This window comes from Paenibacillus amylolyticus (assembly GCF_001570725.1).
GTDB lineage: Bacteria > Bacillota > Bacilli > Paenibacillales > Paenibacillaceae > Paenibacillus > Paenibacillus amylolyticus_A.
Genome location: NZ_BCNV01000011.1, coordinates 183967 through 199604, shown reverse-complemented (window position 1 = coordinate 199604; position 15638 = coordinate 183967). Strand labels below are relative to the sequence as shown.

Below are 15638 nucleotides of genomic sequence, written 5' to 3'. Positions count from 1 at the left end.
CTGCAAACGCCGCAGCGCTTATAATTTTGAAACAAATGTGCAACGATTCGCATGTCTTTCGCCCAACAAGGGAACGAATAGATTATATTCCAACTTCATTATATATGTCGTTTTAATCTGAATCATACATGTTTAACGTTTGGAAACAGCATTTCAGATGAAGAAGGCTCCACGGGGTGTGGAGTTATTTTCATTTTAGCAGAGGTGGATGATACTCAAGTGAAACTGAATGTTCAATGGATGCGATTATCGCCACCACGTATTCTTGTGTTAGGGTTTGCTGGCATCATATTGGTAGGTACACTCTTATTAATGCTTCCGGCATCCAGCCGTAACGGTGAGAGCCTTGCCTTTATTGATGCGCTCTTTACGGCAACTTCTGCCGTATGTGTCACCGGTTTGGTTGTGGTCGATACAGGGACTCATTTTTCGGTGCTGGGTCAGGTTGTGATCGCGATTCTGATTCAGATTGGCGGACTTGGCTTCATGACGATGTCTACGTTGGTTGCCATTGCGTTCAAACGGCGGATCTCGCTTAGGGAGCGGCTGATTCTACAGGAAGCGATGAATCAGAGCACGATGGAGGGCATCGTTCGACTGATTCGTAAAGTTGTGATCTACTCACTCATTCTCGAAGGCATATGTGGTACGCTCTTTGCCATTCGCTGGTCGTTCGACATGCCAATCGGACAGGCGATCTATTACGGTTACTGGCATGCGATTTCGATGTTCAACAATGCGGGCTTTGATATGTTTGGGGATTTCCGCAGTCTGACCGGATATGTATATGACCCGCTGGTGAATTTTACAGCCATGTTCCTGATTGTCGCTGGTGGTATCGGTTTTGTAGTGCTGTCTGATCTGGTGGATTACCGCAAAACGCGGAAGCTGTCTCTACATTCCAAAGTGGTACTATTGATGACTGGATTGTTGATTGTGTTTGGTGCACTCGTTATTTTCGTATTCGAATTCAGCAATCCCCGGACGCTCGGTGGTCTGAACTGGGGTGGCAAAATACTCGGTTCGTTTTTCCAGTCAGTTACACCGCGAACTGCAGGGGCCAATACGGTAGACATTGCCGGGCTCAGGCAGGCAACGCAGTTCTTTATCATCATTTTGATGTTCATCGGTGCTTCACCGGGCTCAACCGGAGGCGGGATCAAAACGACGACATTTATGATTATGGCTGGCGCAGTCATCGCCATGATGCGTGGACGTGAAGATATCGTATTTTTCCGCTACCGGCTTGTACAGGAACGGATTTTCAAGGCGCTTACCATTACATTGCTGGCGCTCTTGTTCATCATAGCCGTAACGATGGCGCTGAGTACCACAGAAGAAGCCAGCTTTATGATGATTTTATTTGAAACGACATCTGCCTTTGGCACCGTGGGATTATCACTCGGACTAACGCTGAAGCTGACCACCATCGGGAAGCTCCTGATCTGTTTTACAATGTTCGCAGGAAGGCTCGGACCCATTACATTAGCGTATGCACTTGGGCAGAAAAAGGGTAAAGAGTTATACAGGTATCCGGAAGGCAAAATGATTATTGGATGAATCCATTTTTAGTGAGTTATGAAATTGATTTGGATAAGGGGTTCGTGAAGAACAATGAAAACACAGCAGTTTGCGGTGATTGGGCTCGGACGGTTTGGCTCCAGTCTGGCACAGGAATTAATGGAACTCGGCTACGAGGTGCTCGGGATCGATAAAAATGAAGAAGTCGTCGAAGACATGAGTGAATTGGTCACCCATGCCGTTGTAGCCGATGCCACAGATGAGGAAGTGCTGCGCTCCCTGGGGATTCGTAATTTTGACTGCTGCATCGTTGCCATTGGGGATGATATCCAGACGAGCATTCTCACCGCGATCTTGTTAAAAGAACTGGGCGTCAAGACGGTCGTGGCCAAGGCCATATCCGTCCTTCACGGACGAGCACTGGATAAGCTGGGGATCGATCGTGTCGTCTACCCTGAACGGGATATGGGCATTCGGGTTGCCCATCAGCTGGTTACCCCGAACTTGCTTGACTACATTGAACTATCCAATGACTACAGTATTGTCGAGATGAAGGTTCCCGCCTGTCTGCACAACAAAACACTTTCAACCCTCAATGCACGTGTACGCTTTGGTTGCAGCATTGTGGCGTTACAGAAAGAAGCCGGGGTCATTATTGCTCCGACAGCACTGGACTCGCTTCAAATGGGGGATATTATGGTCATTATCGGTAATAATGCAGATATTGAACGGTTTGAAGAGGAGGTTATCAGCCAGGAGAGCTGATAAGTTAAGATGATTAAAAATGGGAGCCTGGCTGATCAGATTAAAGTTAAGGCGTCGTAGTCCTCCGTGAGGGCAATGGCGCCTTTGCTGTAAAGAGTGCAGCCGTCTCCTTGACCCATTGTCTGGAGGTCTCACTGAGGTCTTCCTTTTCCCCATAGATCATGCAGGTAGTTCTTCGGGTCTGTTGTAGTTGTGGCAAATGAACAGAAACCAGATCGTTGTCCGCGAGCAATTGTGGACGGAGATATGACTTGGGTAATAGAGCAGCGGCTTTGGCGGAAGGCAGAAGTCGGATGATCGCTTCGAAGGAATCAATCTCCATACGAATATCCGGCATCACGGCACAGCGCTGGAAGAGGTCGTCCGTTAATTTGCGGTACCAGGTGCCTTTGGAGAACGTGATCATCGGCAGATCCTGCAAATGCTCCATTCCGGCTTCCTTGCCGGACAAAGGGTGCGTGAGCGGCACTACCAGCTCCAGATGATCGTCAAAGAGCGGCACACAGTTAAGCCCTACTTCGCTGATGGAAGAAGCAACAATACCCACATCGGCTTTTTTGTCACGTACAAAAGAGACAATCTCATGCGTTTTCCCCGTCAACAATTTCAGTTCGGCATTCGGATGTTTCTCCATAAAGGCATTAACGAGAGGCGGTAATGTGGTTTGAAGCGTCGTCAGGCTTGCGCCGAGTGTAATGGTGCTCTGTTCTTCATCCTTATACTGGGCGAGCATCGTCAGGAACTTCTGTTGCTGCTGCTTCTGTTCTACCGCGAACGTATAGGCGAGCTGGCCCACACTGGTTAACTCCAGCCGTTTGCCCCGGCGGTGGAATAGGGCAACCCCGAGTTCATCCTCCAATTTAGCAATTTTGCGTGAGAGTGCGGGTTGGGACAAGTTCAGTAACTTGGATGCACGGTTCAGACTGGACTGCTCCACGACCGCTGCAAATGCGTTTAACTCTTCGAACATGAATTACGACCTCTTTTCCATGAGTGATGAGTGTGATTCTTGCCCTTGCTTAATCGTTTTCCATGTTGTATGGCCTGTAAACCCAATGTTTCACTGCTTATACCTATAGGTTATAACATTTAATAATTATATTGCAATTCCCTTATAAGAAAAAAAGGAGTAACATGAATCGTGACACAAGTTGTTCACACCTGGCGAAAACGGAACAATTTGTCGAACCTTTTCATGGAAAAGGATTCGTGTCACGATAAGTGAAATCATTTATGAAAACGTTGTATTTAGCGAAAGGGGATCGACATTTTATGAAAGGGTTTTACTCCAGAAAGCTGCACTCCTTGCTTGGCGTCATTCCGCTCAGTCTGTTCTTTATTGAGCACTTGGTGACGAACTTCACAGCAGTTGAAGGCGGCAAAGAAGCTTTTTATGGTGCCGTTGCATTTCTGAACGGTTTGCCTCTTGTTATTGTAATTGAGGCGACACTCATTTGGCTGCCGTTGTTCTATCACGGTGTTTATGGTCTTTACATTGCCTATCAGGCCAAGCCTAACGTTGGGCGTTACGGTAATGAGCGCAACTGGCGCTACACGTTGCAGAGGGTAAGCGGTATCATTACGTTTGTATTCGTCATCTGGCATGTATGGGAGACGCGGGTACAGATTGCACTGGGTAACGTATCCCATGAAGAGATTGGCGGCGTCATACATGATGCGGTGACGAATCCGATAACCTTTGCGATATATATGATCAGTGTGGTTGCGGCTTCATATCACTTTGCCAATGGCCTGTGGTCGTTCCTCGTTAGCTGGGGGATTACAGTTGGTCCGCGTGCGCAGCGTGTATCCTCTTACGTATGTATGAGTTTGTTCGCTATCGTTTCCATCATGTTTATTGCTTCACTATTTGCTTTCCGGAGCATTGATTTCCAGACAGCTACTTCGATGATTGACGCAGTTAAAACAGTTCTAATTTAAGCATTTAGCGTATAAATGCTGACTTATAAGGGAGTGAACAGCAATGGCATCAACGAATGTAATTATTGTGGGCGGCGGTCTCGCAGGCTTGATGGCGGCGATCAAATCGGCTGAAGCCGGAGTCCATGTTCATTTATTTTCACTGGTTCCTGTTAAACGATCCCACTCTGTATGCGCACAAGGCGGCATTAACGGAGCGGTAAATACCAAGGGTGAGGGTGACTCCCCATGGGTACACTTTGACGATACGGTATACGGCGGTGACTTCCTTGCGAACCAACCTCCTGTTAAAGCGATGTGCGAAGCAGCACCTGGCATCATTCACTTGATGGACCGTATGGGCGTAATGTTCAACCGGACACCGGAAGGTTTGCTTGATTTCCGTCGTTTCGGGGGAACAAAGCATCACCGTACGGCGTTTGCCGGAGCGACAACAGGGCAACAATTGCTCTATGCATTAGACGAGCAGGTGCGTCGCTGGGAAGCAGCGGGCCTGGTTACGAAATATGAGAACTGGGAATTCCTGCAGGCAGTTTTGGATGATGAAGGCGTATGTCGCGGGATCGTAGCTCAGGATCTGAAAACGATGAAAGTACAGACCTTCCCGGCAGAAGCAGTTATTCTGGCGAGCGGTGGTCCGGGTATCATCTTCGGTAAAACGACCAACTCTGTAATTAACACAGGTACAGCGGCAAGTGCCGTGTATCAGCAAGGTGTAAATTACGCCAACGGGGAGTTCATTCAGATTCACCCGACAGCCATTCCAGGAGATGACAAGCTGCGTCTGATGTCCGAATCTGCGCGTGGGGAAGGTGGACGAATCTGGACGTACAAAGACGGCAAGCCGTGGTACTTCCTTGAAGAAAAGTATCCGTCCTACGGTAACCTGGTTCCGCGTGATATCGCGACTCGTGAAATTTTCAGCGTCTGCGTAGATATGGGCTTGGGTGTGAACGGCGAGAACATGGTTTATCTCGACCTGTCGCACAAAGATCCGAAGGAACTGGATGTTAAACTCGGCGGCATCATTGAGATCTATGAGAAGTTCATGGGTGATGACCCGCGTAAAATCCCGATGAAAATCTTCCCGGCAGTCCATTATTCCATGGGCGGCATGTGGGTAGATTACAATCAAATGACCAACATTCCGGGGCTGTTCGCAGCTGGTGAATGTGAATATCAATACCATGGCGCGAACCGTCTGGGTGCAAACTCACTCGTATCCGCGATCTACGGTGGTATGGTGGCTGGACCGAAAGCGGCTGAATATATCAAAGGACTCAAAAAATCGTCCGCTGATATCCCATCTTCCGTATTCGAGAAACACACCAAACAACAAAGCGACAAATACGAAGGCATCTTGAAAATGCAGGGCACGGAAAATGCCTATGTCATTCATAAAGAGCTTGGCGAGTGGATGACAGCCAACATGACGGTTGTACGCTACAACGACAAGCTTGAAGCCACGATCGGCAAGATCAAGGAATTGAAAGAGCGTTACGGCAAAATCAACATGTACGACAGCTCAGGTTGGAACAACCCGAGCGCAGCGTTCACCCGCCAACTGTGGAACATGATTGAGTTGGCAGAAGCGATGACTCTGGGCGCACTGCTGCGTAACGAAAGCCGCGGCGCGCATTACAAACCGGAATTTACGGAACGTAATGACGAAGAGTTCCTGAAAACGACCATCGCAAGCTGGTCGAAGGAAGGCCCGAAAATCTCGTACGAGCCAGTAGACGTATCCCTGATCCCACCACGTATCCGGGACTACTCTAAGGATTAAGTAGTACCACACTATTCATGCAATGAATAGTTAAGCACCTGAACGGAGAGGCAGGAGAACTTTGGAGAAGCAGAGCTTCTTCAAAGTTACTGCCATCAAATTGATGTAAATGCCCAGAAGAAGCAAAGCGCCTTAGCGATGCTTCAGCACTTCAATACTGCCCATCCAGCATGAATGGAGTGCAGTTTCCAGCAAAGTGACCCAGTGCACGACGTAGCGGAGGAAGCGGAAATGACCTGAAGAAGCAACGCGTTCGCCTTTATCACCGGATTTTAACCCTGGAAAGGGTTGATCAAAAAAATCCGGGGATAACAGCGATCAGAGGGGCATTCCGCTGACGAAGCGTCTCCCGTGCACCAAACCATTTTGCGCATCAGCAATACAATCATCGTCACCAGAGGAGGGGACAACGATATGGCGGAACAAGCTACAGCCAACAAAACCGTCAAGTTTATCATCACCCGTCAGGACAGCCCGGAGTCATCTTCGTACAACGAAGAATTTGAGCTTCCGTACCGTCCCAACATGAACGTGATCAGCGCCCTAATGGAGATTCAGCGTAACCCGGTTAATACAGATGGCAAATCCATTGCTCCCGTGTGCTGGGATTCCAACTGTCTCGAAGAAGTCTGCGGTGCCTGCTCCATGGTCATCAACGGCAAGCCACGTCAAGCGTGTGCAGCCCTGATCGACAAGCTTGAACAGCCTGTTCGCATCGAACCAATGAAGACATTCCCGGTGGTTCGTGACCTGGTCATCGACCGTACCCGGATGTTTAGCGCTCTGAAACGTGTTAAAGCATGGATTCCGATCGATGGTACCTATGACCTCGGACCAGGTCCACGGATGCCTGAGAAGAAGCGTCAGTGGGCATATGAGCTGTCCAAATGCATGACATGTGGTGTATGTCTGGAAGCATGCCCGAACGTCAATGAGAAAACAGACTTTATTGGTCCAGCAGCACTGTCCCAAGTGCGCCTGTTCAATGCTCACCCAACAGGGGAGATGAACGCCGATGATCGTCTGGAAGCATTGATGGAAGACGGAGGCATTGAGGGCTGTGGTAACTCACAGAACTGTGTGCAATCCTGTCCCAAAGGTATTCCACTGACAACCTCCATTGCCGAAATGAACAAACAAACGACCAAGCATATGTTCAAACGCTGGTTGGGTGTATAATCTCGTCATAACATGTGCAGAAGTGCAATCTGCAACTTAGAAGAAGTCGTGATCCCGTGCAGCAACATGCCGGAGATCCCGGCTTCTTTTTACAAAGAAGCAGAGGAACCGGGCTATCCATGCAGAATATGGTATACTAAGGGGATGGATATGGAGCGTAGAAGGAGGGGGAGATATGGCAGAGACACCGCGTCAGGGGAGTAACAACTCGCCGTCCCAGCGCTCGCACAAGGCACCAGGTGCAGAAGAGTCTGTGTTTCCTGGAGAAGAAAAGGATCATGATCCCTCTCGCCGAAGTTTCTTATTGCGTATGGTTTTGATGACGGCAGGTGCCAGTTTGCTTACAGGAGGTTATGCCTGGCTTTGGGAGCCGCGTCGTCTGGAAATCAAGCAAGTGGGGCTGAAACTGCCGAAGTTTCCAAAGGCATTTGACGGATTACGTGTCGTTCAGTTCAGCGATGCTCATCTTGGTTTTCATACCGGGGTGAAAGAGATGAAGAAGCTCGCAGCAACGATTGAGGAGCAGCAACCGGACTTGATCTGTTTTACCGGAGACATCGTCGAGAGGGAAGCAGAGCCGATGCGTGAATGTATTCCGATATTGGCCTCCATGCAAGCGAAGTATGGCAAATTTGCGGTTTTGGGGAATCATGATTATCGGGGCGGCCAGCAGAATGAAGTGGCAACCATGTTCCGTGAAGCCGGATTCACATTGTTGCGGAACGAACATGTGGTGATTGAACAAGGGGGCGAACGTCTGGCCATAGCAGGTCTCGATGACGCGCTGACAGGCAGACCTGATCCTGCCCAAGCTATCAAGGAATTGGATCATGATGTGTGGAAGCTTCTGCTCATGCATGAACCGGATTATGCCGACATTGCCACTCCCTATGGTTTCGGATTGCAGCTTTCCGGTCATAGCCATGGTGGACAGGTACGTTTTCCCTGGGTGGGGGCGCTGACGACTCCGCGAGGTTCGCATAAGTATGTTCAGGGGTTGTATTACACGGATGTCCAGGGGGTATATTACTCCACCCAGACACAGATGCCCGTGTATGTGAATCGTGGTTTTGGCATGACCCAACTGCCCATTCGTTTTCTGTGCAGACCTGAACTAACGGTGTTTGAGCTTAAAGGATTAACCACATAAAAGGAATATAAGATCATATCAGTTCAACTAAACTTTTTACACGAGAACGGAGAGGACAGAAATAACGTGAAGAAGCGAAGCGTTCGCCTTAATCTCCGGATTTTTCCTTTGAAGAAGGGAATCAAAAAATCTGGGGATAACAGCGATCGGAAGGTTATTCTGTCATCGGAGTGAATGTGTAAACGTACAACAGTGAACGATTCAACATGAATGGAGGTTATCCAGATGGAACGAATTGCGATTGTATCCGACATTCATGGCAACATGACTGCCTGGGAAGCAGTGCTAAAAGATATACGAAGTCGTGGCGTAGAGCGAATCTTTTGTCTCGGTGACCTCGTGGGCAAAGGACCAGAACCGGTACAGGTTGTTGATCAGGTGAGAGCGACGTGCGAACTTGTCATCCGCGGTAATTGGGATGAACTGGTTGCCGTTAACCAGGACAACGAGAATTTCACTTGGCAAGCTGAACGGCTTGGTGAGGAACGTTTGGCATACTTGGCAAGTCTACCATTCAGTCATCAGTTTCAACTGAGTGGTCGCACTATCCGCCTGGTTCATGCTTCACCTCAAAGTGTATACCATCGTGTACAGCCTTGGGATGAGCTGGAAAAAAGGTTAGCAATGTTTGATCCTCCGGCTGATGAGCCTGACAGAGGTATTGCAGACGTCGTCGGTTATGGTGATGTGCATAACGCATACTTGCAGTATATGAATGGCAAGCTACTGTTTAATGCAGGCAGTGTAGGTAATCCGCTGGATCTTCCCCAGGCTTCCTACTGTATTCTGGAGGGTGAAGATAGCAATGATAACAATATCCCATTCAATGTTCAATTTGTGCGGGTACCTTATGATATTGAGAGGGAAGTAAAAGCTGCACAGTCGGCAAATGTTCCTGCATTGGATTTTTATATCCGTGAGATTCGTACGGGGGTCTATCGTGGGTTGCAGGAGTAGTCAGCATCCTAACCCTTAAGGGTTAGGAATTGAATGATGCAATATATGAACACTAAAAGCGAATACTAAAGTTCGTGGATCAGTTCAAATGGTATTACGCCGGATCATCTTCAGAGCATGCTTGTCTTACCGGACTAGAGCCCGTTTAGGCAAAAGGAGCGATTGTCATGCTTACCCGAAAAATGCTGGTTCAAGGTCTGCCTGCTTTGTGGACAGAGCGTCTTGTCCTGCGATCATTGCGTCAAAGTGATTACAGCACATTATCGGAACTTTTTTCCGATCCTCAAGTTATCCGGTATGTGAATAGGGGAAGCCAGCCCACACCGATCAGGGCGAGACGGTTATTGAACCAGATACGGAGCAGCAGTGCCAAGCTGGATTCGTTACATTATGGGATCTGCTGGAGAGGCAAAGAACAGGTCATCGGGATCACGTCATTCCAGCACTGGAATGATCAGAATGGAACCGCACAGATTGGTTATATCCTGAACAGATCCTGTTGGGGCAGGGGTGTGGCTACCGAGGCTGTACAGAGGTTGCTGCAGTTTGGATTTGACGATCTTCATTTGTGGAGGGTGGAGGCACGTTGTTATGAGGCCAATGTATCTTCAGAACGGGTGCTAAGCAAAATAGGGATGTCCTATGAGCGGAGTCTTCCCTCATTCGGGCTGCACGATGAAGATGACGAGGCATCAGAATCCCTGATGGATGTCAAAGTGTACAGCATGTACCGGGAACAATACGTACATCCGCTTCAGAAGAAAGACTTGCAAACCCTGGTATCTGACAAGCCGCAATAACATAGAGTAAGAGTAGTCAAACGTGAATGAATCGAACTTCAATTATTTGTTACACAAATGAAATATAGCTGCAATTGAACTCTAACAGACAAGGGGTAAACTTATCTCATGACCCCCTTTTTGATAATAGATAATGCTGTTGGGACCCGCGCGAGCGGGTTCATTTTTTTTGAATTTTTACACAGGCACTCCGATGACAGAATAACCCTCCGATCGCTGTTATCCCCAGATTTTTTGATTCCCATAGTTAGAAGGGAAAATCCGGTCATAAACGGCAAGCATATGCTTCCGATGCAGCTTTCTTTCAGAAAGCTTTTAGCTTCGCTTCTTCAAGTTATTTCTGTCCTCTCCGTTATCGTGTAAATGTTCAGTTTAACTTATATAATATTTTTAATTTAGAATTAAACCTAAACCCCCACAACGTGAACAAGCGCGCTGTGGGGGTTTCTCTGTGGATCTATACTTTTTACAGTGATACAACCTGCATCTGTTTCTGTTTGAAGTACACCCAGTCGGTGAATCCGATCTCCTTGAGACGTGTACGAACGTCATCCAGTTCGTCTGCAACCCGCTGCGGTTTATGAGCATCCGACCCGAAGGTCACCTTCACCCCATAATGATGGGCCCGTTCCAGAATGGCATCTGACGGGTACCAGCCACCGCTGAGTTTGGTTTTGCCTGATGTGTTAATTTCGATGGCTACGTTGGATTCTGCAATGACCTGTAACGTTTCATCAATGGCTTGATCAGCGATAATATCGGAGAAGGGTGGATAATTTCCTTTCATCGCATCAATATGCCCAAGGATCTGGAACATACCGCTACGAGCCGATTCTCGGATCAATGAATAATAGCTTTCTTTTACTTCAACTTTGCGAGCATTACTCAAGCCATTCCACCGGGTTTTGTTGAAGATACTCACATCCTCGGTATGATGAACGGAACCAATAATATAGTCAAAAGGATACTGTCCCAGTGTGGTGCGGTACAATTCCGCATGAGCAGGGAAATAGTCAGATTCAATGCCGAGTAGCACATCGATTTTACCAGCGTATTCTTCTTTCAGAGCAAGGACTTCTTCCACATAATGCTGTAATTCCGACTTGCCCATTGCGATCCGGGGAAATGCCTGCTCAAGCTCACTGCCAAAGTATGGCGTATGATCCGAGATACCGATGGCCTGAAGTCCTGCCTCAATACCTGCCTCTATATAATCGCGGATGTTGCCGTCTGCGTGACCACAACGAAAATGATGTGTGTGAAGATCGAATTTCATATGGAATCCTTCCTTTCTCATGGCTCATTGTCATTCTGAACTGATGAATTGGGTTTCCGGCATGCCTTTGAGGTCACTTATGAATTGTTGCATTGCTGAGTTGAGGTACCGACTGGACTTATAGATAACACCAACAGGGTGACTGACCTCCAGCTCACTTAAGGGTATCATTCTCAGAGTACCTTGGCGCAACTCATGGGCAACCGATTGTTTGGATATGACAGCTGCTCCGAGATCAATCTCGACCATCCGTTTCACTTCCTCGCTGCTAGACAACTCCATCACAATATTAGGTTCAATATTATGTTTCTTAAAAATGGTTTCTGTAAACCGTCGTCCTACGGTATCCGGGGACAGCAGAATCAATGGTGTACTGCGGAGCACATCCACGGCAGCATGTTTTTTCTTCGCCAGCGGATGGGAAGGAGATACCACGAGTTCAAATGTGTCATAGTACAGTACAGAGGTATTCAGGTTGGGATTGCGCTCCGTGAGATAACCAATACCAATATCAACCAGCCCATTTTCGACCTGGGTATAGATCTGTGATGAAGGAAGGGATTGGATACTGGTTTTAATCAGCGGGAATTGATCTTGGAAATAGGATAACACCCTTGGCAGGATCTGAATAGCAATGGAAGTTGTTGTACCCAGCACGATGCGTCCCTGAGGCGTTTCATCGAGATCGGACAATTTTTGTTTCAACTCATCGACGATGTCGAGCATCCGTTCAGCATGCTCCAGGAATACCTGTCCACGGTCTGTCAGGGTGACGGGTTGGTTGCGATCCACAAGAACGGTGCTGAATTCATCCTCCAGACTTTTGATCTGGGCCGAGACGGCAGGCTGGGTCAGGTTCAGAAGTTCTCCCGCCTTGCGGAAGCTCATCGTTTTGGAAATGGTAATTAGTGTCTCCAATTGGCTTATGTTCATAGGTGACCTCCTTGCAGGCAAAGTATCTTGATTATGTAGTGTTTGGTGCGATGAAATCCCGTAACTGGTTATTGTTCCGTTATCTTAAATTATAGGTGATTCAGGACAGCAGAGCAATGAAGGTGATTGTTGGGATAAAAAGTAGTTCAAGAGACTGTGAAAAAAATGCGAATGCAAGAATTTGATTTTTTTAACAGTTGTGAGAAAACAGTCATAAAGTCCTAAATGCCTTTTGCCACATATGATGATCGAAAAGCTTTCTGCAAAAGAAGTGAAAAGCTCTGTTTATTCGCTAGAATCAGCTATAAACATTTGCCCCACGGATGACGATAAATTATAGTACACATGGTTTAACGAATTCTTAATGAATTCTTGTACGTGATAAAGTATAATAAATTTATTGAATATGGGACTTTTGGTGTGTGACCAATAACCCAGTGTGAGGGGGACATAGACAGTGAAAGCGGAAGTGATTAATCCTTTCCTGGAATCGGCACGGAACGTATTCGAACAGCTCATCCAGGTTTCGCCTTCCACCGGGAGTCTTGGCGTGAAGAATGTAGAGTTCATTGCAGACCATGTCTGGATCGTGATCGGAATGACCGGACAACTTAGCGGAAATATTGTATTTGGAATCAACGAACAAGTTGCACTGAAAATTGTATCTGCGATGATGGGCGGATTCGTCATTACAGAAATGGATGAAATGAGCAAGAGTGCTATTTCGGAACTCGGTAATATGATCAGTGGTAATGCCAGTACGATCCTGTCGAACCAAGGTGTTGTGGTTGATATTACACCTCCACAAGTGATGAAATCCGAACACTTGACTACATTTAGTGCAACGAAAGCACTGAGCATTCCTTTGCTGATGGACGGCATTGGTGAGATGGATATTCAGGTCATGATCTCGTAGAATAGAACCATACGCCTCAAAAGGCAATATGTGTTCATACGGGAGGACATCACGGATGCTGAAAGATCAGGTAGTGTTTATCACAGGTGCATCGAGTGGTATCGGTGCGCTTTGTGCGCAGATGCTGATAGAAGAAGGAGCCATCCCGATTCTGGCTGCCCGTTCGCGGGACAAGCTGGAAGAGATTGGTGCTTCGCTGAAAGGGCCGCATGAATTGCTCACGCTTGATGTTACGAATAGTGAGCAGGTTCAGGAAGCTGTGGATGCGATATTGCATAAATACGGACGAATTGACATTTTACTGAATAACGCGGGTTATGGAAAATTCGCAGCTATGACGGACATGTCTGTACAGGAATTCGATGAGATGATGGACGTCAATTACATGGGCATTGTCCGCTGTACCAAAGCAGTGCTGCCACAGATGCTGGAACGGGGTAGAGGACAGATTGTGAATGTGGCTTCTATGGCCGGCAAAATCGGTACGGCCAAATCCGCTTCCTATACGGCTACGAAACATGCTGTACTCGGATTTAGTAACGCGCTGCGTCAGGAGCTTCGCAAGACCGGAGTCCTGGTGACAACGATTAACCCAGGTCCGATTGATACACCATTTTTCCATCGGGCTGACCCATCTGGCAATTATGTGAATAATGTACGCTGGATGATGTTGAAACCGGAAGACGTTGCGGGTCATATGATTCGGGCGATGAAAAAGCGCAAGGAAGAAGTGAATCTGCCAAGACTTGCTTCTGCTGGCATATGGCTGTACCAGCTATTTCCACGTCTTGCGGATCGATTGTCGCACGGTGTAATGAATCAGAAGTAAATGCAATACTGGGCATCATATACGGGATGAAAGAAAGGCTCCGCCGAGGGGCTTTTCTTTTTTTTGTGTGCAAATGGACAATTCCTGAATAAGATTTGGTCCACGGGCTTTTTTCGCATATAATGAAAGGTAATGTGATGACAGGCTTCGGTTTTAGTAGGCACAAGCAGGGCTAGCATCAAAATGAATAAATTAAAAGGATGGACATACATGACGAATCAAACATTTGCTTCAATTGGCGTGGAACAGGATCTGGAGGCCGTTTTGGCGAAACATGGCATTAACGAACCTTCACCTGTGCAGGCTCAGACAATCCCGGTTATTTTGGAAGGCCGAGATGTCGTATCCAAATCCCAGACGGGAACAGGAAAAACGTTGGCATATTTGCTGCCACTGTTACAATCCATCAAAATGGATATTAAAGGTACCCAGAAGCTTGTTATTGCACCAACACAAGAGCTGGCGATGCAAATTGTACGTGAGGCACAGCGCTACGGGGAAGAACGCAAGATCGGCGTATTGGGTCTGATTGGTGGCGCAGCGGCTAAACGTCAGATCGAGAAGCTGCGTGAGCATCCGCAATTGGTCGTGGGTACACCGGGACGACTGAAAGAATTGATTACACTCAAAAAACTGAAAATGCACAACGTTTCCACCATTGTTATTGATGAAGCGGATCAGGTATTCCAACTTGGCGGCGTAAGTGACGTGAACTTTGTTCTTAAAAGTGCACTGCGCGACCGTCAGCTGATTTTCCTGTCAGCAACCATTGATGAGCATACGGCTGGACTCGCAAAGCGTGAGATGAAAGAGCCTGTTCAGATTGGAATTGAACCGGACCGTGCTACGGCTGCGGGCCTTGAGCATTTTTATTTTGTAGAAGAGAACCGCAACAAAATTGACATGCTGCGTCGTCTGGTTAGACAGTACAACCCGGATCGGGCAATTGTATTTGTGAATGCAACAGAGGATATTGGTGAAGTGGAAGCGAAAATGAATCATCTGGGCTTGTCCGCTGCTGCGCTGTATGGCGATGCTGACAAAGTGACCCGTAGTAACGTATTGTCTGCATTCCGTAACGGTAAACTGCAATTGCTGATCGCCAGTGAAGTCGCTGCCAGAGGACTGGATATCGAAGGCCTGCCAATGGTCATTAACTATGACCCTGCATTTGACTCGGAGCACTATGTTCACCGTGCAGGTCGTACAGGCCGGATGGGGCGCTCGGGTATTGTACTGTCTATTGTGGACGAAACACAGATCTTCATTATGCGTAAATTCGCACGTGAACTCGGAATTGAACTGCCAGAACGTGTACTCTTTGGCGGTAAAGTATTGGAGGCTGATCCGCGTCCGGACACACGTCCTGAGGGACATTCGTTCTCCAGAAAACCAGGACAATCCAGAGATCGCAAACCAGGTCAGGGCAGCCGCAATGGCGGTACCCGAGCTACAATCTCCAATTCGCGTCCAGCGGGTAGCAAACCAGCTGGCAATACAGGCCGCACGGAGCGCGAACAGGATCGTAAAAACAAGGGAGCACCCAAGTGGAGTAAAGACAAAACGCCACGCTCCGAAGAATAGA

The 15638-nt window shown here is 47.7% G+C and carries 14 protein-coding genes; 11 read left to right on the top strand and 3 right to left on the bottom strand.

Annotation, left to right across the window (positions count from 1 at the left end):
* The first annotated feature begins 240 nt into the window (after positions 1-240).
* Both PAHA3_RS28070 and PAHA3_RS28065 read left to right on the top strand, forming a co-directional pair.
* Positions 241-1560 carry a TrkH family potassium uptake protein gene (locus PAHA3_RS28070; RefSeq protein ID WP_062838053.1) on the top strand — a complete coding sequence of 440 codons (1320 nt, stop codon included), beginning with the start codon at positions 241-243 and terminating at the stop codon, positions 1558-1560.
* Between the two features lie 54 nt (positions 1561-1614).
* Positions 1615-2286 carry a potassium channel family protein gene (locus tag PAHA3_RS28065; protein WP_062837922.1) on the top strand — a complete coding sequence of 224 codons (672 nt, stop codon included), beginning with the start codon at positions 1615-1617 and terminating at the stop codon, positions 2284-2286.
* Positions 2287-2332: 46 nt separating this feature from the next.
* On the opposite strand, the gene PAHA3_RS28060 is transcribed toward PAHA3_RS28065, so the two are convergent.
* Complete coding sequence (locus tag PAHA3_RS28060; RefSeq protein ID WP_062837921.1) at positions 2333-3256, bottom strand: LysR family transcriptional regulator; 924 nt, start codon at positions 3254-3256, stop codon at positions 2333-2335.
* A gap of 302 nt (positions 3257-3558) precedes the next feature.
* Between PAHA3_RS28060 and PAHA3_RS28055 the strand changes: the two genes are divergently transcribed.
* The 6 genes from PAHA3_RS28055 to PAHA3_RS28030 all read left to right on the top strand — a co-directional run bounded on the left by PAHA3_RS28055 (position 3559) and on the right by PAHA3_RS28030 (position 10099).
* On the top strand, positions 3559-4227 hold the full coding sequence (locus tag PAHA3_RS28055; RefSeq protein WP_062837920.1) for a succinate dehydrogenase cytochrome b558 subunit: 669 nt from the start codon (positions 3559-3561) through the stop codon (positions 4225-4227).
* A 43-nt stretch (positions 4228-4270) separates the two neighbouring features.
* Complete coding sequence (gene sdhA, locus PAHA3_RS28050) at positions 4271-6013, top strand: succinate dehydrogenase flavoprotein subunit (RefSeq protein ID WP_036673387.1); 1743 nt, start codon at positions 4271-4273, stop codon at positions 6011-6013.
* A 414-nt stretch (positions 6014-6427) separates the two neighbouring features.
* Positions 6428-7192, top strand: coding sequence for a succinate dehydrogenase iron-sulfur subunit (gene sdhB, locus PAHA3_RS28045; RefSeq protein WP_062837919.1), 765 nt, complete (start codon positions 6428-6430; stop codon positions 7190-7192).
* Positions 7193-7367: 175 nt separating this feature from the next.
* A complete protein-coding gene (locus PAHA3_RS28040; RefSeq protein ID WP_062837918.1) occupies positions 7368-8342 on the top strand; it encodes a metallophosphoesterase in 975 nt (324 codons plus the stop codon).
* Between the two features lie 225 nt (positions 8343-8567).
* Positions 8568-9299 (top strand): metallophosphoesterase family protein, encoded by a 732-nt coding sequence (locus PAHA3_RS28035; RefSeq protein ID WP_062837917.1) that lies wholly within the window; start codon positions 8568-8570, stop codon positions 9297-9299.
* Positions 9300-9466: 167 nt separating this feature from the next.
* Positions 9467-10099 carry a GNAT family N-acetyltransferase gene (locus tag PAHA3_RS28030; protein WP_062837916.1) on the top strand — a complete coding sequence of 211 codons (633 nt, stop codon included), beginning with the start codon at positions 9467-9469 and terminating at the stop codon, positions 10097-10099.
* Between the two features lie 466 nt (positions 10100-10565).
* On the opposite strand, the gene PAHA3_RS28020 is transcribed toward PAHA3_RS28030, so the two are convergent.
* Both PAHA3_RS28020 and PAHA3_RS28015 read right to left on the bottom strand, forming a co-directional pair.
* On the bottom strand, positions 10566-11375 hold the full coding sequence (locus PAHA3_RS28020) for a histidinol-phosphatase (RefSeq protein WP_062837914.1): 810 nt from the start codon (positions 11373-11375) through the stop codon (positions 10566-10568).
* A 30-nt stretch (positions 11376-11405) separates the two neighbouring features.
* Positions 11406-12308, bottom strand: coding sequence for a LysR family transcriptional regulator (locus tag PAHA3_RS28015; protein WP_036605798.1), 903 nt, complete (start codon positions 12306-12308; stop codon positions 11406-11408).
* A 457-nt stretch (positions 12309-12765) separates the two neighbouring features.
* Here PAHA3_RS28015 and PAHA3_RS28010 point away from each other — a divergent pair, with 457 nt between their 5' ends.
* From PAHA3_RS28010 to PAHA3_RS28000, 3 genes are all read left to right on the top strand, one after another.
* The gene (locus tag PAHA3_RS28010) at positions 12766-13224 is read left to right on the top strand and encodes a chemotaxis protein CheX (RefSeq protein ID WP_062837913.1); all 459 of its coding nucleotides are present in this window, start codon (positions 12766-12768) and stop codon (positions 13222-13224) included.
* Positions 13225-13279: 55 nt separating this feature from the next.
* The gene (locus PAHA3_RS28005; protein WP_062837912.1) at positions 13280-14053 is read left to right on the top strand and encodes an SDR family NAD(P)-dependent oxidoreductase; all 774 of its coding nucleotides are present in this window, start codon (positions 13280-13282) and stop codon (positions 14051-14053) included.
* Between the two features lie 210 nt (positions 14054-14263).
* Positions 14264-15637 carry a DEAD/DEAH box helicase gene (locus PAHA3_RS28000; protein WP_062837911.1) on the top strand — a complete coding sequence of 458 codons (1374 nt, stop codon included), beginning with the start codon at positions 14264-14266 and terminating at the stop codon, positions 15635-15637.
* Position 15638 lies beyond the last annotated feature (1 nt).

Excerpts from the sequence above, each read along its gene's own strand:
- PAHA3_RS28065 (WP_062837922.1), top strand. The coding sequence starts at position 1,615 with ATGAAAACACAGCAGTTTGCGGTGATTGGGCTCGGACGGTTTGGCTCC.
- PAHA3_RS28000 (WP_062837911.1), top strand. The coding sequence starts at position 14,264 with ATGACGAATCAAACATTTGCTTCAATTGGCGTGGAACAGGATCTGGAG.
- PAHA3_RS28060 (WP_062837921.1), bottom strand. The coding sequence starts at position 3,256 with ATGTTCGAAGAGTTAAACGCATTTGCAGCGGTCGTGGAGCAGTCCAGT.
- PAHA3_RS28035 (WP_062837917.1), top strand. The coding sequence starts at position 8,568 with ATGGAACGAATTGCGATTGTATCCGACATTCATGGCAACATGACTGCC.
- sdhA (WP_036673387.1), top strand. The coding sequence starts at position 4,271 with ATGGCATCAACGAATGTAATTATTGTGGGCGGCGGTCTCGCAGGCTTG.
- PAHA3_RS28020 (WP_062837914.1), bottom strand. The coding sequence starts at position 11,375 with ATGAAATTCGATCTTCACACACATCATTTTCGTTGTGGTCACGCAGAC.
- PAHA3_RS28070 (WP_062838053.1), top strand. The coding sequence starts at position 241 with ATGCGATTATCGCCACCACGTATTCTTGTGTTAGGGTTTGCTGGCATC.
- PAHA3_RS28005 (WP_062837912.1), top strand. The coding sequence starts at position 13,280 with ATGCTGAAAGATCAGGTAGTGTTTATCACAGGTGCATCGAGTGGTATC.
- PAHA3_RS28030 (WP_062837916.1), top strand. The coding sequence starts at position 9,467 with ATGCTTACCCGAAAAATGCTGGTTCAAGGTCTGCCTGCTTTGTGGACA.
- PAHA3_RS28055 (WP_062837920.1), top strand. The coding sequence starts at position 3,559 with ATGAAAGGGTTTTACTCCAGAAAGCTGCACTCCTTGCTTGGCGTCATT.
- sdhB (WP_062837919.1), top strand. The coding sequence starts at position 6,428 with ATGGCGGAACAAGCTACAGCCAACAAAACCGTCAAGTTTATCATCACC.
- PAHA3_RS28040 (WP_062837918.1), top strand. The coding sequence starts at position 7,368 with ATGGCAGAGACACCGCGTCAGGGGAGTAACAACTCGCCGTCCCAGCGC.
- PAHA3_RS28015 (WP_036605798.1), bottom strand. The coding sequence starts at position 12,308 with ATGAACATAAGCCAATTGGAGACACTAATTACCATTTCCAAAACGATG.